A 24,931-nucleotide genomic window follows, 5' to 3' on the forward strand; every position below is an offset into this window, starting at 1 on the left:
CAACCGCAAGGGCATCGTCTTCAGTGCCCAGGACGTCTTCGAACGCGAGACCCCGGCCGCCCTCGCCGCCGTGGCACGGCTCGCGGACGACAACGGCGAGGCCGAGGCCTCCGAGGCCGACTCCGCCGGCGAGGTGCCGTGGACACCGGTGATGCGAGCCCTGCGCGACCGGGCCCCGGGTGCCGTGGAGACGGGTGGCCTCGCCCAGTGGGCGGTGGTCGCGGCCCCGCCCGCGCTCGGCGAGGAGACGCTGGCCGCCGGCCTCGGTGCCGTACTCGACGCGCACGGCATGCTGCGCTCCCGCGTCGAGCCCGGGGCCGAACCCAGGCTGTTCGTGGCCGAGCGCGGCAGCGTGGACGCCGCCGGGCTGGTCACCCGGATCAACGCGACCGTCGGCACCCCCGAGAGCCTTGACGCGCTTGCCGACCGTGCCGCCCGCGACGCGGTCGCCCGCCTCGACCCCCTGTCCGCCGTCATGGCACAGGCCGTGTGGATCGACGCGGGCCGGGAGACCGGACGGCTGGTGCTGGCCGTGCACCACCTGGCCGTCGACGCCGTGTCCTGGCCAGTGCTGCTCACCGACCTCCGGGCCGCGTGCGAGGCCGTGGCCGCCGGGCGGGAACCGGAGCCGGCGCCCGGCGGGATCTCCTTCCGGGCCTGGGCCGAGAAGCTGGCCGCCGAGGCACGCAAGGACACCCGGACCGCCGAACTGTCCGCCTGGACCGCGCTGCTCGGCGAGGGCGACGCCCGGATCGGCAGCCGGCCGCTCGACCCGGCGCGGGACACCGCGTCGACCGTGCGCCGCTCCACCTGGACCCTGTCGCCCGCACAGGCCCAGGACTTGGTCAACCGCGCCCCCATCGCCTTCCACTGCGGCGTCCACGAGGTGTTGCTGGCGACCCTCGCCGGCGGCATCGCCCACTGGCGTGAGCGGACCGAGGGCACGGGCACCGCCGTGCTCCTCGACATCGAGGGCCACGGTCGTGAGGCGCTCGACGGCGTGGATCTGTCCCGTACGGTCGGCTGGTTCACCAGCGTCAAGCCCGTGCGGTTGGACACCGCCGGAGTCGACCTCGCGGAGGCGCTGGCCGGGGGTCCGGCGGCAGGGGTGCTGCTGAAAGCCGTGAAGGAACAGGCGCGTTCCCTGCCGGGCGACGGGCTGGGCTTCGAGCTGCTGCGGCATCTCAATCCGCAGACCGCGCCCGCGCTGGCCGAACTTCCCGTGCCTCAGGTCGGTTTCAACTACCTCGGCCGATCCGCCGCCCCCACCCGGACGGGTGTCGAGCCCTGGCAGGCCACGGGCGGCATCGGCGGATCCGTCGACCCCGCCACACCCGTCAAGCACGTGATCGAGGCGGGCGCCGCCGTCCGGGACACGCCGGACGGGCCGGAGCTGACCCTGAGCCTGAGCTGGGCAGGCGAGGTACTGGACGCCGCCGACGCCGAGGCGCTCGGGCGGGCCTGGCTGGCGGCGCTGCACGGTCTCGCCTCCCACGTCACCGACCCCGCCGCCGGCGGTCACACCCCGTCCGACTTCCCGCTGCTCGAGCTCACCCGGCAGGAGGTCACCGAGATCGATGCCGCGGTGCCGGCGCTCGCCGACGTATGGCCGCTCTCGCCGCTCCAGGAAGGGCTCCTCTTCCACGCCGCGTACGACGAGCAGGGCCCCGACGTCTACGAGGGACAGCGCTGGCTGGAGCTGACCGGCCCGCTGGACGTGGCACGGCTGCGGGCCTCCTGGCAGGCCGTGGCGGCCCGGCACGCCACGCTGCGGGCCGGCTTCCGGCAGCTGGAGACCGGGCGGTTCGTCCAGACCGTCGCTCGCGAGGTCGAGATCCCGTGGCGCGCGGAGGATGTCTCCGACCTGCCCGAGGCCGAGGCGCTGACGGCGTTCGAGCGGCTGGCGGCCGAGGACCAGGAGCACCGCTTCGATCTCGCCGCCGCGCCGCTGCTGCGCATCCTGCTGGTACGGATCGCCGAGGGGCGGCACCGGCTGGCGTTCACCAGCCATCACATCGCCTCCGACGGCTGGTCGCTGCCGGTGATGGTGAGCGAGGTCGCCCGGCTCTACGAGGCGGGCGGCAACCCCCGTGCCCTGCCGCCCGCCACCTCCTACCGCGCCTACCTGGAGTGGCTGTCGCGGCAGGACAAGGAGGCCGCGCGCGCCGCCTGGCGGGCCGAGCTGGCGCCCGTGGACGAACCGACGCTCGTGATCCCGGCGGACCGGATCACCGCACCCGCCGAGCCGCAGCGCGTGACGTACGAGCTGGACGAGGAGCTGGGCCGCAAGCTGGTCGCTCTCGGCCGCGGGCGGAGCCTGACCCTCAACACCCTGCTCCAGGGCGTCTGGGCGATTCTGCTGGCCCGGCTCACCGGCCGCACCGACGTGGTGTTCGGCACCACGGTCGCCGGGCGCCCCACCGAACTGCCGGGTGTCGAGTCGATGATCGGCCTGTTCATCAACACCCTGCCGGTGCGGGTCGGTCTCGACGGCGCGCAGCCGGTGCTGGAGATGCTCACGGACCTCCAGGAGCGGCAGGTGGCGCTGATGTCCCACCAGCACCTGGGGCTCACCGAGATCCAGCGGCTGGCCGGGCCCGCCGCCACCTTCGACACCCTCGTCGTCTACGAGAACTATCCGCGCCCGCCGCTCGGTTCCGACGACCCGGACGCGCTGTCCATCCGCCCCGCCGGTACGCCACAGGACGCGGGTCACTACCCGCTCACCCTCGTCGCGGTCCTGGAGAACGAACGGGTGCGCGGAGACCTCGTCTACCGGCCCGACGCCTTCGAGCGCGCCGACGCTCAGGAACTGCTCGCCGCCCTGGTACGGGTGCTGGAGCAGGTGGTGACCGAGCCGTCCGTCCCGGTGGGGCGGCTGGAGGTGACCGGGGCCGCGGAACGGGCCCTGGTACTGGGGGAGTGGAACGACACCGCCACACCCAACCGGACCCGGGCCTCGCTCCCGGACCTCTTCGCGGCCCAGGCGGCCCGCACACCGCAGGCGACGGCCGTCGTCGGTGCCGACCGCGAGGTGACCTACGCCGAGCTGGAGCGGGCCTCCGGGCGGTTGGCGCGCCATGTCCGTGACCTCGGCGTGGCCGCCGAGACACGGGTGGCGCTGCTGGTGCCGCGCTCGGTGGAGATGGTCGTGGCGCTGCTCGGCGTCTCGCGGGCCGGCGGCACCTTCGTACCCGTCGACCCCTCGCACCCCTCCGACCGGATCGCGTATCTGCTCTGCGACGCGGCACCCCCGGTCCTCCTGTGCACCACACGGACCCGGACCGCCGTGCCCGCCGACTACCCGGGCCGGATCGTCGTCCTCGACGACCTCGACGACACGGCCCTGCCCGCGCAACCGCTCGACGCGGTGCCGGTGCCGCCGGAGCAGGCCGCGTACGTCGTCTACACCTCCGGCTCCACCGGCGCCCCGAAGGGGGTCGTGGTCCCGCACGCCGGTCTCGGGAACCTGGCCGCCGCGCAGATCGACCGCTTCGCCGTCGGACCGGACGCGCGCGTCCTGCAACTGGCCTCCCTCGGCTTCGACGCGGCCATCTCCGAGCTGCTGATGGCGTTGCTGTCCGGCGCCGCCGCGATCGTCGCGCCCGCCGAGACCCTGCCCCCGCAGGTGTCGCTGGCTCAGGCGCTGCGCCACTGGGACGTCACCCACGTCACCGTGCCGCCGAGCGCGCTGGCCACCGCGGACGAACTCCCCGACGGCCTGCGGACGCTGGTGGTCGCCGGTGAGGCGTGCCCGCCCGCCCTGGCCGACCGCTGGGCCGGCAGCCGCCGGATGATCAACGCGTACGGCCCGACCGAGACCACCGTGTGCGCGTCGATGAGTCCGCCGCTGGCCCCGGGAGCGGACGTCGTCCCGATCGGCAGGCCCATCGCCAACGGGCGGACGTACGTCCTCGACCCCTTCCTGCGGCCGGTTCCCCCCGGTGTCACCGGCGAGTTGTACGTCGCGGGCGCCGGCCTGGCGCGCGGTTATCTGGGACGGGCCGGGCTGACCGCCGCCCGGTTCCCGGCCGACCCGTTCGCACCCGGCGAGCGGATGTACCGCACCGGCGACCTGGCCTACTGGACCCCTGACGGGCTGCTGGTCTTCGCCGGGCGCGTGGACGCGCAGGTCAAGGTGCGCGGGCACCGCGTCGAGCCGGGCGAGATCGAGGCCGTGCTCGCCGAGCACCCCGGCGTGGCGCAGGCGGCGGTCGTCGCCCGCGAGGACACACCCGGTGAGCGGAAACTGATCGGATACGTCGTGCCCGACGCCGCCGACCGCAGCCGTGACGAGCGGATCGCGCGCGACCAGGTCGGCGAGTGGCAGGTGCTGTACGACTCCGTGCACGCCGAACCAACCGACGCCGAGTTCGGCGAGAACTTCGCCGGGTGGAACAGCAGTTACGACCAACAGCCCATCCCGCTCGCCGAGATGCGGGAGTGGCGGGAACGGACCGTGGAGCGGATCCGCGCGCTGCGGCCCCGCCGCGTGCTGGAGATCGGCGTCGGAACCGGACTGCTGCTGTCCCGACTGGCCAAGGACTGTGAGGAGTACTGGGGCACGGACTTCTCCGCGCCGGTCGTCGAGGAGCTGCGCCGCCATGTCGAGCGGGATCCGGAGCTGGCCGCGAAGGTGCGGCTGCGGGTGCAGGCCGCGGACGAGACCGACGGGTTGCCCGAGGGGCATTTCGACACCGTCGTGCTCAACTCCGTGGTGCAGTACTTCCCCGACGCGCATTATCTGCGGGGCGTGCTCGACTGGGCGCTGCGGCTGGTCGTGCCCGGTGGTGCGGTGTTCGTCGGCGATGTGCGCAATCACCGGCTGCTGCGGCCGTTCGCGACCGCCGTCGAGACCGCGCGCGCCGCCGACCAGGACCTCTCCACGCTGCGCCGGGCAGTGGAACAGAACCTCACCATCGAGAAGGAGCTTCTGGTCGACCCCGAGTTCTTCGCCGCGCTCGGCACCGACCTTCCCGACGCGGCGGGTGCCGACATCCGGGTCAAGCGGGCCCGGCACCACAACGAGCTGAGCCGGCACCGCTACGACGTGGTGCTGCGCAAGACGGGCGCGAGCACCCTGACCGTCGCCGACGCACCCCGGCTGACCTGGGCCGAGACCGGCGACCTCGCCGCACTGGCCCACCACCTGGAATCCGCGCACCCCGACCGGCTGCGGCTGACCGGCGTGTCCAACTCCCGTGTGGCGCATGAGGTCGCGCTGGCCCGCGCCCTCGACGAGGGAGTCCCGCCCGCGTCCGAGGAGACCGTGCCCGGCCCGAGCGTCGAGGAGCTGTACGACCTCGGCGAGCGGTTCGGCTACTGGGTGGGCGTCACCTGGTCGGCGACCGCGCCGGACGAGCTGGACGTTCTGTTCGTGCGCTCCGGACTCACGGCGTCCGCGTCCGTGGTGGACCTGTACACACCCGCCCCGGTGCCGCCGCCGGCCGTCACCAACGACCCCGCCGCCGGCCGCGGCACCGGCGCCCTGCTGGCCGAAGTGCGCGAGTACGTCGAGCAGCGGCTGCCCGCCTACATGGTCCCGACCGCCTTCGTGCCGATGGACCGGCTGCCGCTCACCCCCAACGGCAAGCTGGACCGGCGTGCGCTGCCCGCTCCCGACTTCGCCGGCCGCGCGGGCGGACGGGATCCCCGTACTCCCGCCGAGGCGCTGCTGTGCCGCCTGTTCGCGGAGGTGCTGGGGCTTGAGCGGGTGGGCGCCGACGACAGCTTCTTCGCGCTCGGCGGTGACTCGATCACGTCCATGCAGCTCGCCTCGCGGGCCCGCCGCGAGGGGGTCGTGCTCACTCCCCGGCAGGTCTTCGTCGAGAAGACGCCCGAACGGCTCGCCCTGCTCGCCGAGGCGGCTGCCGCCGAGGAGGCGGCGACCGGCGAGGTGCCGTGGACGGCGGCCATGCGGGCCGTGCCGGCCGATGGGACCGTGCCCGCCCAGTGGATGGCCCTCACCGTCCCGGCCGGCCTTGACCAGGCGGCCCTGGCCCGCGCGCTGCCGGCCGTGCTCGACACCCACGCGATGCTGCGCTGCCGTATCGGCGACGAAGGCGCCGGTTCGGGGCTGGTCGTGGGCGAGCCGACAGGGCCGGACGCGGCCGCGCTGATCGACCGGGTCGACGCCTCAGGACGGCTCGACGACGCCGTGGCGCGCGCCGCGTCCCGGCTCGACCCGGCCCAGGGCGTGCTGGTGCGCGTGGTGTGGGCGGACGCGGGCCGGGAGAGCCGGCTGGTGCTCGTCGTCCATGAGCTGGTCGTGGACGAGGAGTCGTGGCGGATCCTGGTGTCCGACCTGCGGACGGCGTACGAGGCCGCGGCCGCCGGACAGGAACCCGTGCTGGAACCGGAGAGCACGTCGTACCGGCGCTGGGCACGCCTGCTCGCCGAGCAGGCGACGCAGGCGGGGCGGATCGAGGAACTGGACGGCTGGGCGGCGCTGTTGCGGTCCGGCGAGGGGGTCACTGCCGCCGGTGCCGAGGCCCGCGCCACCTGGTCGTTGACGCCGGACGTCACGGCCGTTCTCACCGACCGCACCCCGAAGACCTTCCACTGCGAGCCGTCCGAAGCGGTCCTCGCCGCCCTCGTGGGCGCCGTCGTGGAGGAGGGCACCGCCTCCGGTGCGCTGGTGGACCTGGAGATCTCCGGCAGGCAGCCCGTCGGCGGGGTCGATCCGTCCCGTACGGTCGGCCGCTTCGCGCACCACGTCCCCGTCCACGTCGATCTCGCCGGACTCGACCTCGGCTCGGCACGGGCCGGTGGCGCGGCGGCCGGGGAACTGCTGAAGACGGTGAAGGAGCAGGCGCGGGCGGTGCCGGGCGACGGCCTGGGGTACGGGCTGCTGCGCCACCTCAACCCCGACACCGCGCCCCGGCTCGCCGCCCTCTCCCCGCCCACGCTGGCGTTCGGCTACCACGGCCACGCCTCGGACCTCGCAGAGCCGTGGCAGCCCGTCGCCCGGTCCACCGCCACACGAGCCCCGGCCCACGCGGTGCACGCCACCGCCGAGCTGCGGCACACGCCGAACGGACCCCAACTGACCCTCGAACTCCGCGGCCGGGCCGACGCTCTCGGCCACGGCGCGCTCGAACGGCTCGGCCGAGCCTGGCACGAGCTGCTCGGCGGCCTCGCCGCCCACACCGACGACCCCGCCGCCGGCGGCCACACCCCCTCCGACTTCTCCCTCCTGGACCTCGCACAGAGCCAGATCGAGGAGCTGGAGGCGGGACTCGCCGACGACAGGTGACAGCACACGACCGCAAGCCTTTGTGAGGAGTAACGCGATGCCCCGATCCCTTGTCGAAGACGTGTGGCCGCTGTCCCCGCTCCAGGAGGGTCTGCTCTTTCACGCCGCCCTGGACGACCGCGGCGGCCCCGACGTGTACACCGTGCAGGCCGTGCTCGCGCTCGACGGACCCGTGGACGCCGCCCGGCTGCGCTCCTCCTGGGAGGCGCTGGTGACCCGGCACGCTGCGCTGCGGGCCTGCTTCCGCCATGTCAGCGGCGCCCAGATGGTGCAGGTCATCGCCCGGGAGGTGACCCTGCCGTGGCGTGCGGAGGACGTCAGCGCACTGCCGGAGGAGGAGGCGACCGCCGCCGCCGACCGGGTGGCCGGCGAGGAGCTGGGCCGGCGGTTCGACCTGGCGGCGGCCCCGCTGCTGCGGATCGCGCTGGTCAAACTCGCCGAGGACCGGCACTGGATGGTCGTCACCAGCCACCACGTGCTGATGGACGGCTGGTCGATGCCGGTCGTGATGAGCGAACTGTCCGCCCTGTACGCGGCCGGCGGCGACGTGTCCGGGCTGCCGCCCACGGCCTCCTACCGTGACTATCTCGCCTGGCTGAACCGGCAGGACAAGCAGCGGGCGCGGGACGCGTGGCGGGCCGAGCTGGCGGGGCTGGACGACCCCACCCTGGTCGCGCCCGCCGACCTCACCCGCCTGCCCGACTCCGGTTTCGTCCTCACCGACCTCTCCGAGGAGCTGACCGCGGGCCTGGTGAGTCTGGCGCGCGGACACGGACTGACCCTCAACACGGTCGTGCAGGGCGCCTGGGCGGTCGTGCTGGCGCAGCTCGCCGGGCGCACCGACGTAGTGTTCGGCGCCACCGTCTCCGGCCGGCCCGCCGAACTGCCCGGCGTCGAGTCCATGGTGGGGCTGCTGATCAACACCCTGCCCGTGCGGGTGCCCCTGGACGGGCGGCAGCCCGCCGTAGAGATGCTGACCGCCCTCCAGGAGCGTCAGGCCGGGCTGATCGCCCACCAGCACCTCGGACTGCCCGAGGTGCAGCGCCTCGGCGGCCCCGGCGCGGTCTTCGACACGCTCGTCGTCTACGAGAACTTCCCGCACGCACCCGGCAAGCCCGGCTCACAGGGCCTGTCCATGCGCCCGGCGAAGCTCGCCCGCGACACTGCCCACTACCCGTTCACGCTGGTCGTCGCCCCCGGTGATGACCGGCTGCACGTCAAACTCGACCACCAGCTTGAGCTGTTCGACCGCGGCACCGCCGAGGCGGTGCTGGGCCGGCTGATCCGGGTGCTGGAACAACTCGTCGCCGACCCGCGGGTGCCCATCGGGCGGCTCGCCGCGGTCGGCGGGCCGGAGCGGGAGCGTGTGCTGCGCGAGTGGAACGCCACCGAGGCGGCCGTGCCCGGCAGTTCGGTTCCCGCGCTGTTCGCCGCACAGGCGGCCCGCACTCCCGACGCGGTCGCCGTCGTCGACGGCAAGCGGATCCTGACGTATGCCGAACTCGACGCCGCCGCGGCCCGGTTGGCGGGCCACCTGGCGCGGCACGGCGTGGGGCGCGGCGACCGGGTCGCCGTCCTCATGGAGCGCTCGGCCGAACTGCTGACCGCGCTGCTCGCGATCTGGCGAGCGGGCGCCGCGTACGTGCCCGTCGACGTGACCAACCCGGCCGAGCGGATCACGTTCCTGCTGAAGGACTGCGTGCCTGCCGCCGTGCTGTGCACCCGCTCCACCCGTTCCGCCGTGCCCGCGGACACCCCGGTGTCGCCGCTCGTACTCGACGACCTGGCCGCCGACGGGGACCAGCCGTCGTCGATGCCGGTGACCGCGGACGACGTCGCGTACGTGATGTACACCTCCGGCTCGACCGGGACACCCAAGGGCGTGGCCGTGCCGCACGGCGCGGTTGCCGCGCTCGCCGGGGACGCGGGCTGGGGCGTGCACCCGTACGACGCGGTGCTGCTGCACGCCCCGCACTCCTTCGACGCCTCGCTGTTCGAGATCTGGGTGCCGCTGGTGTCCGGGGCCCGTGTCGTGGTGGCGGAGCCGGGCGTGACCGACGCCCTGCGGATCGCCGAGGAGGTGGCGGCCGGGGTGACCACTCTGCACCTGACCGCGGGCACCTTCCGGGTGCTCGCCGAGGAGGCGCCGGAGTGCTTCACCGGGCTGCGCGAGGTGCTCACCGGCGGCGACGTCGTACCGCCGCAGGCCGTGCGACGGGTGCGGCAGGTCTGCCCCGAGCTGCGGATCCGGCATCTGTACGGGCCGACCGAGACCACGCTGTGCGCCACCTGGCACCTCGTCGAACCCGGCTCGCCCGACGCCGGCCCGCTGCCGATCGGACGGCCGCTGGCCAACCGCCGGGTCCACGTCCTGGACGCCTTCCTCCAGCCCGTGCCGGTCGGGGTGCCCGGCGAGCTGTACATCGCGGGTGAGGGGGTGGCGCACGGATACGCCGGGCGGTCCGCCCTGACCGCCGAGCGGTTCGTGGCCGACCCGTACGCGGACGGGCGGCGGATGTACCGCACCGGAGACCTGGTGCGCTGGACGGACGACGGCGAACTCGTCTTCGTCGGCCGGGCCGACGCCCAGGTCAAGATCCGTGGCTTCCGGGTGGAACCGGCCGAGGTGGAGGCCGCGCTCGCCGCGCAGCCCGGCGTCCGGCAGGCCGTCGTCGCCGTCCGGGACGACGGCCCCGGTGAGAAGCGGCTGATCGGCTACGTGGTCGCCGACGGGCAGGACCTCGACCCCGAACACGTCCGGGAGCAGGTCGCCGAGGTGCTGCCGGAGTACATGGTCCCGGCGCTGGTGATGGCCATGGTGACGCTGCCCGTGACCGCCAACGGCAAGGTCGACCGCAAGGCGCTGCCCGCCCCCGACTTCCTCTCCCGGGCCGCCGGACGCGCCCCGGAGAGCGAGACCGAGCAGCTCATGTGCACCCTCTTCGCCGAGGTTCTTGTCCTCGACGAGGTCGGCGCCGAGGACAACTTCTTCGAGCTCGGCGGCGATTCCGGCCTCGGCATGCGCCTCGCCCGCCGGATCCGTGAGGAACTCGGCGTCGACCTGCCCATCCGGCAACTGTTCTCGGCGCCCACCCCGGCCGGTGTGGCACGGGCGCTCGCCACCAAGGTCCGGCCCGTGCTCCGGCCCGTCGAGGACCGTCCGGACCCGCTGCCCGTGACCGCGGGCCAACTGCGCACCTGGCTGCTGGACCGGCTCGCCGGCGACGGCGAGGCCGCGCCCGCGCACCACGCGCCCGCGCACCACGCGCCCGCGCACCACGCGCCCGCGCACCACGCGCTCGCGCTGCGGGTGCGTGGCGCCCTCGACCGGGACGCGCTGACGGCGGCGCTGGGCGATGTCTCCGACCGGCACGAGATCCTGCGCACCACCTTCCCCGGCGCGGGCCGCTCGGTGCGCCAACAGGTGCTGGAACCGGAGGCCGGGCGGCCCGCGTTGCGGCTCGCCGAGGCCCGCGAGGAGGAACTGCCCGCACTGCTGGGGCGGGCGACGGCCCACAGCTTCGACCTCACCCGCGAAGTGCCCTGGACCCACACGCTGTTCGCCCTCTCCGACACCGACCACGTCCTGCACCTGCTCGTGCACCGCATCGCCGCGGATGCGCAGTCGACCGGTGTGCTGATGCGCGACCTGGCCGCGGCCTACGGTGCCCGGCGCCGGGGCCGCGCCCCCGAACGGGCGCCGCTGCCGCTGCAGTTCGCCGACTACGCGCTGTGGGAGCGAGAACTGCTGAGCGGTGAGCAGGACCGCGAGGCCCTGGCCTGGGACGAGATCCAATACTGGCGCGGCGCCCTGGAAGGCCCCCCGGAGGCCCTGGAGTTGCCCGCGGACCGCGCCCGTCCGGTGCTGCCCACCCGCCGGGCAGGGTCCGTGCCGGTCCGGCTGGGTGCCGAGACACACGCCCGGCTCACCGCGGCGGCCCAACCGTCGGGGGCCTCCGCGTTCACCGTGGTCCAGGCGGCGCTCGCGCTGCTGCTCGGCAGGCTCGGCGCGACCGACGACGTCACCGTCGGCACCGTGCTGCCGCGCAGTGACGACGAGGTCGAGCTGGAAGGACTGATCGGCGCCTTCGAGCGGCCCCTCGCGCTGCGCACGGACCTCTCCGGCGACCCCACCTTCGCCGAACTGCTCGGCCGGGCGCACGCCGCGGGCCGCGAGGCCCGACGCCGCCAGGACGTGCCCTTCGCCCGACTGCTGGAGGCCCTCGGCCTGCCGCCCACACCCGACCGTCACCCCGTCTTCCAGATCGCCCTCGACGTCCGCGACGAGGGCGAGGACCCGTGGGACGCCTGGCAGCTGCCGGGTCTGAGCACCAGCCCCGTCGACCTCGGCACCGACGCCATGGAGTTCGACCTGTCCCTCCGCTTCGACCAGACCGAGGACTTCGACGGCGCCCCCGGTGGCCTGACGGGCGAACTGCGGTACGCCACCGACCTGTTCGACCGGGACACCGCGGTCACACTGGCCGCGCGCCTGGTCCGGGTCCTGGAACAGGTCGCCGACGATCCGGACCTGCGGGTCGGCGACGTCGACCTGCTGCTGGACGACACCGAGCGGCGGGCGGCCCCGGAGCTCGGCGACCGGGCCGGCACCGAGCCGCCCGAGACGACGGTCGTCGAGGCGCTGGCCGCGCAGGCAGTCGCCACGCCCGACGCGGTCGCGGTGGCGGACGAGTCCGGACCCGTCACGTACGCCGAACTGGACGCGGCGGCGCGGACACTGGCGCGGCGGCTCGCGGTGCGCGGGATCGGCGCCGAGGACACCGTCGTCGTGGACCGGCCCGCGGGCGCCGGACTGGTCGGCGCGATTCTCGCAGTGCTGCGGTCCGGTGCCGCGCTCCGGCTGGTCTCCGGCTCGGAGCGGGCCCTGGGGGAGGTCCGTCCCGCCGGCGTGGTCACCACCGCGGCCGGCGCCGGCTCCTGGGCGTCGGCGCAGGGCACCCCCGTACTGCTCACCGACGCCGACGACACCCCCGCCGGGGACGCCGCCCCGCGGCCCGCCCTCCCCGGTCACCCCGCCCTGCTGCTCCCCGCACCGGCCGGGGACGGCTCCCACGCGGTCGTCGAGCACCGCACGCTCGCCGCCCGCGTCGCGCACCGCGCGCTCACCTCGCCCGTGTCCGGGGTGACCCTGCTGGACACCCGCGTCCCGGGCGCGTCCCTGATCACCCCGCTGCTCGCCACCCTGAGCGCCGGCGGCACCGTGCGCTTCGGCACGCCCTCCGCCGACCGGCAGGGCGCCGGCCTCCTGGTCACCACCGGCGCCCTGCTCGCCGAACAGGCCACGGACTCAGCGCCGTACACGGAGATCCTCGTCGTCGACGAGGAGCCACACCGGATCCCCGCGGCCACCACCCGTGTCACCGGCCACGCCCTGCCCGAGACCGGCGGCGCCTGGCTGGAGGCACGGCTCGGCCCCGGCGAGCACCCGCCCGCCTCCGGACTCCCGGCGGGACGGCCCCTCCCGCACACCCTCGCCTACGTCCTGGACGACCGGCTGCGCCCGGTACCCACCGGTGTTGAGGGGGATCTGTACGTGGCGGGCGGCACACTCGCACGGGGATACGCGGAAAGGCCCGCGCCGAGCGCCGAGCGGTTCGTCGCCGACCCGTACCGGCCCGGCGGCCGGATGCTGCGGACCGGCAAGCGGGCCAGGCGCGACGGCGAGGGCGTGTTGTCGCTGCGCGACCGGCGCGTCTCGCAGGCCGCCAGGCCGGTGGGCCGGGCCGACGGCGAACTGGGCGTACTGCTGCCGCTGCGTCCCGAGGGCAGCCGGCCGCCGCTGTTCTGCCTGCACCCGAGCATGGGCCTGAGCTGGTCGTACGCGGCGCTGGTGCCGTATCTGCCGGCCGACCTGCCGGTCTACGGCGTACAGGCACGCGGGCTCGCCGGGCCCGAGGAACTGCCGCGCAGCATCGAGGGGATGGCCGCCGACTACGTCGACGAGATCCGCACGGTTCAGCCCGAAGGCCCCTACCACCTGCTCGGCTGGTCCTTCGGCGGCATGATCGCCCAGGCGATGGCCAGCCGGTTGGAGGAACTGGGCGAGGAGGTGGAACTGCTCGCGCTGCTCGACGCCTACCCCAGCAGCGCCGGGAAGTCGGTCTCCCGGGACCGCGGGACCTCCCGCGAGCAGCAGGAGTCGACACTGATGGAGCAGGAGATCGAGGTGTCGGCGGGTGTCGACGCGCGCGGCAATCTGGGCGACCGGGTGCTGTCGCGGATGCAGCAGGTGCTGGGCAACATGGCCCGGTTCGCGCCCGGCCACACCCCACGGCGCTTCGGCGGTGACGTCCTGCTGTTCATCGCCGCCCACGACCGCCCGGAGGAACTGCCCGCCTCCCGGGCCAAGGCCGGCTGGGAGCCGTTGACCGGCGGCACCGTCGAGGCCCACGAGATCCCGGTCGACCACTACCGGATGCTCCACCCCGCAAACCTTCCGCCGGTGGGCCGCATCCTCACCGAAAAACTCACGGCCTCCGAAAAACCCACCGTTTCCGAATGACCGACCGCGACTGGAAACAGGCCGCGCCCGAAAGACCGACGGCACCCGAGAAATCCACAGAACCCGACATTCGACCGCACCGAGAACAACACCGGAACAGAAGGCGGATGACACCATGACGAACCCTTTCGACAACGAGAACGGCACCTTCCTCGTGCTCGTCAACGACGAGGGCCAGCACTCGCTCTGGCCGGTGTTCGCGGAGGTTCCGCAGGGCTGGAGCACCGCGTTCGGCGAGGCGAGCCGGGCGGAATGCCTGGAATTCGTCGAGCAGCACTGGACCGACATGCGGCCCAAGAGCCTCATCGCCCGGACAGAGGGCGCCGCAACGGCCTGAACGGCGGCACACGGACGGAAGGAGACGGGTGGACACCGAACAGGTGACCGCTGTGGTCATCGGGGACGTCGCGCTCATCGTCGTCGCCTCCTGGCTGCTGGGCGCGCTGGCTCGCCGACTGGGACAGCCGACCGTGATCGGGCAGATCGCGGCGGGTATCGCCCTCGGCCCCACCCTGCTCGGCCGGTTGCCGGGCGATCCGACGAAGACGCTCTTCCCGCCGGAGGTACTGCCGTTTCTGGCGGTGCTCTCCCAGGTCGCCGTCGTGATCTTCATGTTCCTGGCCGGATACGAGATCAACTACCGGCACCTGCGCAGCGGTGGCCGGTCCGTGCTCGCGGTGGCCGTGCTGTCGGTGCTGGTCCCGGCCGGGCTCAGCACCGGCGCGGTGAGCCTCCTCGACGGGGCGTTCACCGCGGTCCAACCGGACGCCGGCGGGCGGACCTTCGTGCTGTTCATGGCGGTGGCCTGCTCGGTGACCGCACTGCCGGTGCTGGTGGCGATCGTCCGTGAGCGCGGCATGGCGGGCACGCCCACCGGCACTGTGGCCACCACCGCGGCCGGGCTCATGGACGTGGCCGCCTGGCTGGTGCTGGCCGCCGCGTTCGCCGGCACCGGGCACTCCTCGGGGCCGTCGTGGCTGACGGCGCTGGCGCTGATCGTGCTGTTCGGCGCGGTCATGTTCCTCGTCGTGCGGCCCTTGCTCGACCGGCTGCTGCGGCGCTCGGAGTCATGGCTGCTCAGCCCGGTTCCGTTGGCACTCGGGCTCGCCCTGGGCAGCGCCTGGGTGACGTCCGAGCTGGGGCTGCACCCGGTGTTCGGCGGCTTCCTCGCGGGGCTGATCATGCCTCGCCGCAACGAGGTCCCCGACGCCGAGGTGCTGCAGCCTATGGAGCAGACCGCGGGGCTGCTCCTGCCGCTGTTCTTCGTCACCACCGGGCTGAAGTTCGACGTCGGCACGCTCGACGCCGACGGGCTGGTGCTGTTGGCGCTGATCCTGGGCATCGCCGTCGTCGGCAAGCTCGGCCCGGCGTACGCGGCGTGCCGGTTCACCGGACTCGACCCCCGTCAGTCGGCGCGGGTGGCCGCGCTGGTGAACACCCGCGGCCTCACCGAACTGATCGTGCTCAACGTGGCGCTCGAAGCGGGGGTGATAGGCCCCGGACTTTTCACGGTGCTCGTCCTCATGGCTCTTGTCACCACCTTCATGACCGGGCCGTTGCTGACCTTGATCGACCGAAAAGAGCGTCCGGCCAAGGGAATTGGACGGGTTGACGAACTCGCCGGACGAATTCAGGCTCAATGAGAAAGCAGACACCGACAGGGAGTTGGCTGTGGCAGCAGTGACCGAAGAATTCGACGTGGCCGTCGTCGGCGGCGGACCCGCCGGTTCCACCCTCGCCGCACTCGTCGCCAAACAAGGACACCGGGTCGTCGTACTCGAAAAGGAGAACTTCCCTCGCTACCAGATCGGTGAATCGCTGCTGCCGTCCACCATTCACGGCGTGTGCCGGCTCTCCGGCGCCGCGGACGACCTCGCCAAGGCGGGCTTCCCGCTCAAGCGCGGCGGCACCTTCCGCTGGGGCGCCCGGCCCGAGCCCTGGACCTTCGCCTTCTCCGTCTCGCCCCGTATGGCGGGCCCGACCTCCGTGGCCTACCAGGTCGAGCGGTCCAAGTTCGACGACATCCTGCTGAAGAACGCCCGCAAGCAGGGTGCCGACGTCCGCGAGGGCTGCTCGGTGCGCGAGGTCATCGAGGACGGCGAGCGGGTCCGCGGCCTCACCTACACCGACCCCGACGGCAACGAGCGCGAGATACGCGCCCAGTACGTCGTCGACGCCTCCGGCAACAAGAGCCGGCTGTACAACAAGGTCGGTGGCACCCGCGAATACTCCGAGTTCTTCCGCAGCCTCGCCCTCTTCGGCTACTTCGAGAACGGCAAGCGGATGCCCGAGCCCAACCGCTTCAACATCCTCTGCGTGGCCTTCGAGAGCGGCTGGTTCTGGTACATCCCGCTCAGCGACACCCTGACCAGCGTCGGCGCCGTCGTACGGCGGGAGATGGCCGAGAAGATCCAGGGCGACCCGGAGAAGGCGCTGCGGGCGCTGATCGACGAGTGCCCGATGATCGCCGACTACCTCTCCGACGCCACCCGCGTCACCGAGGGCCAGTACGGCGAGATCCGGGTCCGCAAGGACTACTCGTACCACCACACCACCTTCACCCGGCCCGGCATGATGCTCGTCGGTGACTCCGCCTGCTTCGTCGACCCGGTCTTCTCCTCCGGCGTGCACCTGGCCACCTACAGCTCGCTGCTCGCCGCCCGCTCCCTCAACAGCGTTCTGGAGGGCAAGGTCGACGAGGACGCCGCGATGCGGGAGTTCGAGGCCCGCTACCGGCGCGAGTACGGCGTCTTCTACGAGTTCCTCGTCTCCTTCTACGAGATGCACCGGGACGAGAACTCCTACTTCTGGCAGGCCAAGAAGGTCACCGCGAACAGTGAGACGGAACTCCAGGCGTTCGTCGAGCTGATCGGCGGTGTCTCCTCCGGCGAGCAGGGCCTGGTGAACGCGGGGGCGCTGAGCGAGCGGCTGGCGGACAAGTCCGACGAGTTCGCCACCGCCGTGGAGAAGCTCGCCGTCAGCGAGGACGGCAGTTCCGTGCCGCTGTTCAGCTCCTCCGTGGTGCGCAACGCCATGCAGGAGGCGGGCCAGGTGCAGATGCGGGCGCTGCTCGGCGAGGACGCCGAGCCCGAGGCGCCCATGTTCCCCGGCGGTCTGGTCTGCTCCGCGGACGGCCTGTACTGGCTGCCGGCCACGACCGGCTGAGGGAGGCGAGAGACGGCCATGGCCTCCCGTGACGTCCCCGTGTACAGCCGCCGGGACCGGTTCGACCCGGTCCCGGAGCTGGTCGCGCTGCGCGCCGAGTGCCCGGTGCTGCGCACCGAACTGCACGGCGGGCCCTCCAGCCAGGTCGTGGGCTGGCTGGTCACCGGCAGCGACGAGTCCCGCGAGGTGCTCAGCGACCATCACCGGTTCACCATGCTCCCGCCCGCCGACACCGAGGCGCAGTCCCGCCGGCTCCAGAACATCGGCAACCTCCTGCACTACGACCCGCCGGAGCACACCCGGCTGCGCAAGATGCTCAACCCCGAGTTCACCATGCGGCGCCTCAGGCGGCTCCAGCCGCGGATCGACGCCGTTGTCGAGGAGTGCCTCGACGCGATGGAACAGGTGGGGGCGCCGGCCGACCTCATGTACCACTTCGCCTGGCAGATTCCGGGACAGACCGCATGCGAACTGCTGGGCGTCCCGCAGGACGACCGGGCGGAGCTGTCCCGGCAACTCGACATCACCCGCGACGACGGCCGTGGCCGGGCCCGCCAGATGGCGGCCGGCCGGGCCTTCCGCGCCTACTTCCAGCAGCTCACCGCACGCCGGCGCCGCGACCCCGGCGACGACCTGCTGGGCATGCTGGTCCGCGAGTACGGCGACGAGATCACCGACGAGGAACTGGAGGGCCTGGCCGCGTCACTGACCTCCGCCGGCATCGAGAACGTCGCCAGCATGCTGGGGCTCGGCACGCTCGCGCTCCTCGAGCACCCCGAACAGATGGCCAGGCTGCGGAGGGAGCCTGGGCTGATCGACCGCGCGGTGGAGGAACTGCTGCGCTACGTCTCGGTGATCCCCACCCTCTCGCCGCGTACCGCGCTTGAGGACGTGCCGCTCGGCGGACAGGTGGTGCCGAAGGGGGAGCGGGTCATCTGCTCCGCCTTCGCGGCGAACCGCGTCACCGCACCCGGCGGCGACGCCAAGGACGGCTTCGACATCACCCGTGAACCGGCGCCGCACATGGCGTTCGGCCACGGCGTGCACCACTGCCTCGGCGCCCCGCTGGCCCGGATGCAACTGCGCACCGCCTACCTGGCGTTGCTGCGGCGCTTCCCGGACCTGCGGCTCGCCGTCCCGCACGAGGAGATCAGGTTCCGGATGCCGTCCTCGCGGAACTACTCCGTGGACGCGCTGCCGGTGGCCTGGTAGGAGGACAACGGAACATGCCGCAGCAGACCCGACAGCAACCGCCCCAGGCACAGGCGTACCCCGAACTGCTCTACACCCGGCGCACCCGGTTCGACCCGGCGGACGACCTGCGTACCGCGGCTCCCCTGAGCCGGTACGTCATCGGCCCGAACGAGTCCGACGAATGGGTCTGGCTCGCCACCGGCTACGCCGAGGTACGCCGGATCCTGGGCGATCACACCAACTTCAGTACCCGCCGCCGGTGGGGCGCCGATGGACCGAACTGGCGTCCCCCAGAGCTGGTGGGGCATCTGATGGACTACGACCCGCCGGAGCACACCCGGCTGCGTCAGATGCTCACCCCCGAGTTCACCGTCCGGCGGCTGCGCCGGCTGGAGTCGAACATCGAGGTGATCGTCGAGGAGCACCTGGACACCGTCGAGGCCGCCGGGCCGGGCGCCGATCTGATGCCGCTGTTCGCCCAGCCCATGCCGGGTGAGGTGCTGTGCGAGCTGATCGGCGTGCCGCGCGACGACCGGCCCGAGTTCCTGCGCCACTGCCACCGGCATCTGGACTTCTCCCGCAGCCGCAAGGTGCGGGCGGCCGACGGCGCCGCGTTCTCGCGCTACCTGGTGTCGATGGTGGCGCGGCAGCGCGAGGATCCCGACGACGGGTTCATCGGCGCACTGGTACGCGAGCACGGCGACCACTTCACCGACGACGAGATGCGCGGCGTGTGCGTGCTGCTGATCCTCGCCGGCATCGACAACATCGAGGGCATGATCGGCCTCGGTGTCCTGGCGATGCTGGAGAACCCGGACCAGCTGCCGCTGCTGCTCGGCGAACGCGACGGCGGGGGCAGGGTCTCCGGTCCGGGCAAGGGTCCGGGCAAGGGCCCGGGCAAGGGCGACGGTGGCCGGCTCGCCTCCGACCGGGCCCTGGACGAGCTGATCCGCTACATGTCGGTGGCGAACGCGCCCACCCCGCGCACCGCCGTGCACGACGTGCAGATCGGCGACCAGGTGATCAGGGCGGGTGAGACCGTCATCTGCTCGCTCACCATGGCCAACCGCGACCCGGCCCTCACCGACGGACCGGACCGGCTCGACCTCGCCCGCGAGCCGGTCGCCCATGTCGCGTTCGGGCACGGGGTGCACCACTGCCTGGGCGCCGCGCTGGCCCGCACCGAGCTGCGTATCGCCTACAAGGCGCTGTGGCGGCGTTTCCCCCACCTGCGGCTCGCCGTGCCCGCCGAGGAGGTGCGCTTCTACAACCGTGCGCTCGCCCACGGGGTGCACCGGCTGCCGGTCGCCTGGTGACCGGCGGAAAGGAGACGGCAGACCGATGGAGATCCGGATCGACCGCGACAGGTGTGTGAGCGGCGGCGTCTGCGCGATGTTCGCGCCCCAGGTCTTCGACCAGGACGACGAGGGCATGGGCGTCGTCAACAACGCCGCACCGGCCGTGGAACTCGCCGCGGCCGTGCGGTCGGTCGTCTGGCGCTGCCCGGGACGTGCCATCACGGTGCACGACCAGGAACCGGCGCCGGCGGACGAGGCTCCCGAGACCCGTCGTTGAGCCGCCGACGCGCGGGTCGGCAGAGGGGGGCGTGCAGCAGCACGGCGGTGCCCGGCACACACATGGTGCCGGGCACCGCCGTGTCGGTGTGTCAGATGTCGGCGCACTCCCTTGATGCGGACGGCCGCCCTGTGCCACCGATTTCTCGTGCGCCTCTCGTACGACCTCTTGGCGGTACCGGCGCCGGTGGTGCGCGGTGGGTGCCCGGCGGGTGCCGGGCACGCTCGCCACGCGCCACGGGCTACACGCTGTGGGAGCCGGTGTTCCGCCGGCTCCCGCCGCCCGGCGCCACCAGCGTCTGCAGCCTTCGTGCTTCGGCGACCCCCGTGCACCCAGCCAGCCCCAACGCGTCCGTCAGTTCGCCGGCCAGGAGTTCCAGCACGTACCGGACGCCGTCCTCGCCGCCGGCCGCCAGACCCCAGACCGGGGGGCGGCCCACCAGCACGCCCGACGCGCCGAGAGCGAGGGCCTTGAGCACGTCCGTGCCGCTGCGCACCCCGCCGTCCAGGAGGATCTCGCAGGCGCCGCCGACGGATTCCACCACGTCGGGCAGCGCGTCCACGGCGGTCATCGCGCCGTCCAGTTGGCGGCCACCGTGGTTGGAGACCACCAGGGCGTCGACACCGTGCTCCACCGCGCGCCGCGCGTCCTCGGGGGCCAGAACACCCTTGAGCACGATCGGCAGCCGGGTGCACGTGCGCAGTCGCTCCACGGACGACCAGGTCAGGGACCGGGAGAAGGTCTCCGCCGTGTGCACGGCCACCGCCGACGCTCCGGCGCCGGCCCGCTGTGCCGTGGAGGGCCCGCCGCCCAGATGGACCGCGCGTACGTGGTCCGGCAGAGCGAATGCATTGCGGACATCACGCAGCCGGCGGCCCATCCACGGCACGTCGACGGTGAGCACGATCGCCTCGCAGCCGGCGGCCTCCGCCCTGCGGACCAGATCCAGCGTGCGCTCGGTGTCACGCAGCCAGTACAGCTGGAACCACACCGAGCCGCCGACCGCCGTGACCTCCTCCACCGGCACACTGCTCAGCGTGGCCACGGTGAACGGCACATCCGCCGCCTTCGCGGCCCGGGCGGTCGCCAACTCGCCCTCGGGATGGACCAGTCGGTGGTACGCCACCGGCCCGACCGCGACCGGCATCCGCACCGCCCGCCCGAGCAGCGTCGCGCCAGTGCCGCACGTGGACACGTCGTTGAGGATCCGGGGGCGCACGAACACACCGTCGAACGCCGCCCGGTTGGCCGCGAGCGACAGCTCCCGGCCGCTGCCTCCGGCGATGAAGTCCCACACGTCGTGCGGCAGGGCCGCGGCGGCGCTCCGCTCGACGTCGTCCATGTCGAGCGGGACCGCCGCCGCGCCCCGGCCGCTGTCACCGAAGGCCATGCCCGCCGGACTTCTCCAGCTCCACCGCCTCGTACAGCGCCTTGATGTTGGCGCTGCCGAACGTGCCCGCGCCCTGCCGCTCGATGATCTCGAAGAACAGCGTGCGCTTGGGGTGCGTGGAGGAGGTGAAGATCTGGAACAGCTGACCGCCGTGGTCCTCGTCCGCGAGCAACTGCGCCTCGCGCAGCGTGTCGATGGTGTGCGTCGCCGGCTCGATACGGCCGTCGAGCAGGTCGTAGTAGGCGCCCGGCGTCTTCAGGAAGCGGACGCCGCGGTCGCGCAGCGCACGGACCGAGCGCACGGCGTTGTCGCTGGAGAAGGCGATGTGCTGGATGCCGGCCCCGTCGTGGTTCTTCAGGAAGTCGTCGATCTGCCCCGGCTCGGCCTTGGTGTCGGGTTCGATGAGAGTGAGGGTCACCGCGCTGTTCGGGCTCTGTACGACCTTCGACTCCATGGCCTGCGTGCCGACGACGATCCGCTCCTCGAAGATCTTGCTGAAGCCGAGGGCGTTGCGGTAGAACCGCACGGTTGTGTCGAGGTCTCCGGCGGGAAGGCAGACCGCGAAGTGGTCGATCTCCAGCAGCCCCACCTCGCCGGCCCAGGAGGGCTGTTCACCGGCGACGGGTGTGAACCCCGCCGGGAGGCCGCCCGGCGCTCCGGGCTCGCGCTCCACCAGTGTGTGGACGACGTCCCCGAAGCTGCCGATGAGCGCCGTCGCGCGCGGCCCGTCCCCGGAGTGCCGCTCCGGCCGGCGCAGCGCACGGGCACCCGCGGCCACGGCGGAGGCGAACGCGGCGCCCGCGTCCTTGGTGCGCAGGGCGATGTCGGCGACGCCGTCGCCGTGCGCCGGGAGATACGCGGACGCGGGGTGCCGGTCGCTCAGCGGGGTCGTCAGGACCAGGGTGATCCCACCGTGCCGGAGCGCGAGGCTGTGATGATCGGCGGATGTGCTCTCGCCGGCCACTGAAAAACCGTATGCGTCCTGCCAGCCCCGGGCCGCTTCCTCAAGGTCTTCCGCATACAACTCGACATAGTCGATCGTGTAGTGACTGATGGGCTGATTCATGCTCGCTCGATCATTCATGACGGTCCCTGGGTCGAAGAAGGATCGGGATTTGCGGCACAACCGTACAACTCGATTCACGAATACCGCACTTGTCAAAGTCGCGCATCAGAAGACGCTGGTCAGGGCCGCCTCGCGAGTGTCAAAGAAGCGGCGTTGTCGCAGCTGGCAAAGTACGTGATACTGACCCCCATGCAGATCAGGGAAAAACTTGCGGAATTGAGTTCGGAGCCGCTGCACGCCTCGCTCACCGCTGCGTCCATGGAGTCGATGAATCTGCTGAACAATATTTCCGGAAGTTATCCGGAGGCAATATCGTTCGCGGCCGGCCGGCCCTACGAGGGATTCTTCGACACCGATCAGCTCCACGAATACCTGAAGGTGTTCACGGGCTATCTGCGAAGTGACCGGGGAATGACGGAACACCAGGTCTCCCGCACCCTTTTCCAGTACGGCGACACCAAGGGCGTCATCGCCGAGCTGATCGCCCGCAACCTCGCCGTCGACGAGGGCATCGACGCGGACCCGCGTTCCATCGTCGTCACGGTCGGCTTCCAGGAGGCGCTGTTCCTGGTGCTGCGCGCCCTGCGAGCCGACGACCGGGACGCGCTGCTCGCCCCGTCTCCCACCTACGTCGGTCTCACCGGTGCCGCCCTGCTCACCGATCTACCGGTGCTGCCGGTGCCCTCCGGGGAACACGGCCTGGACCTGGGGGAGTTGGTGTGCCTGCTGCGCGCCGCGCGTGACGCCGGCCGCCGCGTGCGCGCCTGCTACGTCACGCCGGACTTCGCCAACCCGATCGGCGTCAGCATGACCGTCGCCGACCGCCACCGTTTGCTGGAGATCGCCGCGTCGGAGCGGCTCTTGCTGCTGGAGGACAACCCCTACGGACTGTTCCACCACACCCCGGACCGGCGCCCGCCCACGCTGAAGTCGCTCGACACCGAGGGCCGGGTCGTCTACCTGGGCTCCTTCGCCAAGAGCGGCGTCGCGGGCGCGCGGGTCGGATTCGCGGTCGCCGACCAGCCGGTGGGCGACGGACTGCTCGCCGACGAGCTGTCGAAGATCAAGAGCATGCTGACGGTGAACACCTCACCGATCGCCCAGGCCGTCATCGGCGGCAAGCTGATCGCCAACGACTTCAGCCTGGTGGCCGCCAACGCCAGGGAAACCGCCGTGTACCACGGCAATCTGACCCAGGTTCTGGAAGGGCTCGCCAAGCGGTTCCGGGACTGCGACGGGGTGACCTGGAACGAGCCCGACGGCGGGTTCTTCGTCGTCGTCACCGTGCCGTTCACCGTGGACGACGCGTTTCTGGAGTACGCGGGGCGCGAGCACGGCGTGCTGTTCACGCCCATGCACCACTTCTTCGGAGCGGGCACCGAGTCCAGCCAACTGCGGCTGTCGATCAGCACCTTGACGCCGGAGCGGATCGAGGAAGGGCTCGACCGGCTGGCCGCCGCCGTCACCTCACGCCTGCCCGGCACCACCACGGCCGGCGTCGGCACCGGGGCGGTCTCGTGATCCGCTCCCTGGCCGTCGTCGGCACCGGACTGATCGGCACCTCGGTGGCGCTCGCCGCCGCCCAGCGCGGCGTCACCGTCCACCTCCTCGACTCCGACCCGTCCGCGGTGCGCACCGCCGAGTTGCTCGGCGCCGGCACCGCACAGCCGCCCGCGGAACCGGTGGACCTCGCGGTGCTCGCCGTACCCCCGAGCAAGGTCGCCGACGTGCTCTCGGAACAACAGGCACGGGGCCTGGCGCGGAGTTACACGGACGTGGCCAGCGTCAAGGCCGGCCCGGAGCGCGACGTGCTGGCCCGCGCCCCGCGGCCCACGCACTTCGTCGGCGGCCACCCGCTGGCCGGCCGTGAGCGCTCGGGGCCGCTCGCCGCGCGCCCCGATCTCTTCCGCGGCCGGGTGTGGGTGCTCACCCCCTCCCGGCTCACCTCCAAGCCCGCCTTCGACCGGGCCCTGGACCTGATCGCCCTGTGCGGAGGCGTGCCCACGGTCATGCAGAGCGCGGCCCACGACGAGACGGTGGCGCTCACCTCCCACGCCCCGCACGTCATGGCCAGCCTGGTCGCCGCACGGCTCGACGGCCGGTCGCCGGTCACCGCGCTCCTCGTCGGCCAGGGCTTCCGGGACGCCACCCGGATCGCCCGCGGCGAGGCCCGGCTGTGGACCGACATCATCGAGAGCAACGCCGCCGAGGTCGCCGGCGTCCTCACCGCCCTCCAGGGCGACCTCACCGAACTGCTCACGGCGGTGAGGGACCTGTCGGCGCGGGATCCGCGGAACCGGGCGCAGAGCCTGCGGAACCTCACCGGCCTGCTGGAACGCGGCATCGCCGCGCTGGAGGCGCTGCCCGCCCCGGCATCCGGGCCGCTCGCCGCAGACACCGCCCGTGTCGACGTCACCATCGCTGAACGTCCCGGCGAACTCGCCCGGCTCCTCGACGCCGCGGCCGGATTCGGCGCCGGCCCCGACACGGTCGCCGCGCCGGTCGCCCCCCACGGCCCGGACGGACCCCTGGTCATCCGGTTCGAGCTCGACCCGACCGAGGCGGACACCCTGGGGGAGAAGCTGGCCGCCGCGGGGTGGGACGTGGTCCACGAGGACGGCGGGCGCGAGGTCGGCGTACCGGAAGGCCGTGTGCCCGGCGACGTCCTGGGCGAGGACGACGTACGGGTCGAGACCGGACCCGCTCTCGTCGGCAACCCCGTGTGACCGCAAGCCGTTCTCGGCGGCCTCCCCGCGATACATC

At 72.8% G+C, this 24,931-nt stretch carries 11 protein-coding genes and 1 pseudogene; 10 read left to right on the forward strand and 2 right to left on the reverse strand.

The window, feature by feature from the left end; translation table 11 throughout:
* Nucleotides 1-70: 70 nt before the first annotated feature.
* The 8 genes and pseudogenes from AC5P09_RS36060 to AC5P09_RS36095 all read left to right on the forward strand — a co-directional run bounded on the left by AC5P09_RS36060 (nt 71) and on the right by AC5P09_RS36095 (nt 19,712).
* Entirely contained in the window at nt 71-7,255 is a 7,185-nt protein-coding gene (locus tag AC5P09_RS36060; protein WP_493877924.1) for an amino acid adenylation domain-containing protein, read from the forward strand.
* A 67-nt stretch (nt 7,256-7,322) separates the two neighbouring features.
* Nucleotides 7,323-13,778 (forward strand): annotated as a pseudogene (locus tag AC5P09_RS36065) (amino acid adenylation domain-containing protein); the annotation flags it as partial.
* A gap of 115 nt (nt 13,779-13,893) precedes the next feature.
* Entirely contained in the window at nt 13,894-14,115 is a 222-nt protein-coding gene (locus tag AC5P09_RS36070) for an MbtH family protein (protein ID WP_493877925.1), read from the forward strand.
* 28 nt (nt 14,116-14,143) lie between these two features.
* The gene (locus AC5P09_RS36075; RefSeq protein ID WP_493877926.1) at nt 14,144-15,421 is read left to right on the forward strand and encodes a cation:proton antiporter; all 1,278 of its coding nucleotides are present in this window, start codon (nt 14,144-14,146) and stop codon (nt 15,419-15,421) included.
* A 37-nt stretch (nt 15,422-15,458) separates the two neighbouring features.
* The gene (locus AC5P09_RS36080) at nt 15,459-16,943 is read left to right on the forward strand and encodes a tryptophan 7-halogenase (RefSeq protein WP_493877968.1); all 1,485 of its coding nucleotides are present in this window, start codon (nt 15,459-15,461) and stop codon (nt 16,941-16,943) included.
* Nucleotides 16,944-16,961: 18 nt separating this feature from the next.
* On the forward strand, nt 16,962-18,155 hold the full coding sequence (locus tag AC5P09_RS36085) for a cytochrome P450 (protein ID WP_493877927.1): 1,194 nt from the start codon (nt 16,962-16,964) through the stop codon (nt 18,153-18,155).
* Between the two features lie 14 nt (nt 18,156-18,169).
* A complete protein-coding gene (locus tag AC5P09_RS36090; protein WP_493877928.1) occupies nt 18,170-19,453 on the forward strand; it encodes a cytochrome P450 in 1,284 nt (427 codons plus the stop codon).
* 25 nt (nt 19,454-19,478) lie between these two features.
* On the forward strand, nt 19,479-19,712 hold the full coding sequence (locus AC5P09_RS36095; RefSeq protein WP_493877929.1) for a ferredoxin: 234 nt from the start codon (nt 19,479-19,481) through the stop codon (nt 19,710-19,712).
* Between the two features lie 241 nt (nt 19,713-19,953).
* Here AC5P09_RS36095 and AC5P09_RS36100 read toward each other — a convergent pair whose 3' ends face one another.
* Nucleotides 19,954-21,102 carry an alpha-hydroxy acid oxidase gene (locus tag AC5P09_RS36100; RefSeq protein WP_493877930.1) on the reverse strand — a complete coding sequence of 383 codons (1,149 nt, stop codon included), beginning with the start codon at nt 21,100-21,102 and terminating at the stop codon, nt 19,954-19,956.
* Nucleotides 21,089-22,168: a 4-hydroxyphenylpyruvate dioxygenase gene (gene hppD, locus AC5P09_RS36105; protein WP_493877931.1), complete on the reverse strand. Its 1,080-nt coding sequence runs from the start codon at nt 22,166-22,168 to the stop codon at nt 21,089-21,091. Before hppD ends, AC5P09_RS36100 begins: the two co-directional genes overlap by 14 nt.
* 189 nt (nt 22,169-22,357) lie before the next feature.
* Between hppD and AC5P09_RS36110 the strand changes: the two genes are divergently transcribed.
* The gene (locus tag AC5P09_RS36110; protein WP_493877932.1) at nt 22,358-23,689 is read left to right on the forward strand and encodes an aminotransferase-like domain-containing protein; all 1,332 of its coding nucleotides are present in this window, start codon (nt 22,358-22,360) and stop codon (nt 23,687-23,689) included.
* Complete coding sequence (locus AC5P09_RS36115; RefSeq protein ID WP_493877933.1) at nt 23,686-24,894, forward strand: prephenate dehydrogenase; 1,209 nt, start codon at nt 23,686-23,688, stop codon at nt 24,892-24,894. Before AC5P09_RS36110 ends, AC5P09_RS36115 begins: the two co-directional genes overlap by 4 nt.
* Nucleotides 24,895-24,931: the final 37 nt, after the last annotated feature.

The sequence above is a fragment of the Streptomyces sp. a15 genome (assembly GCF_059026085.1).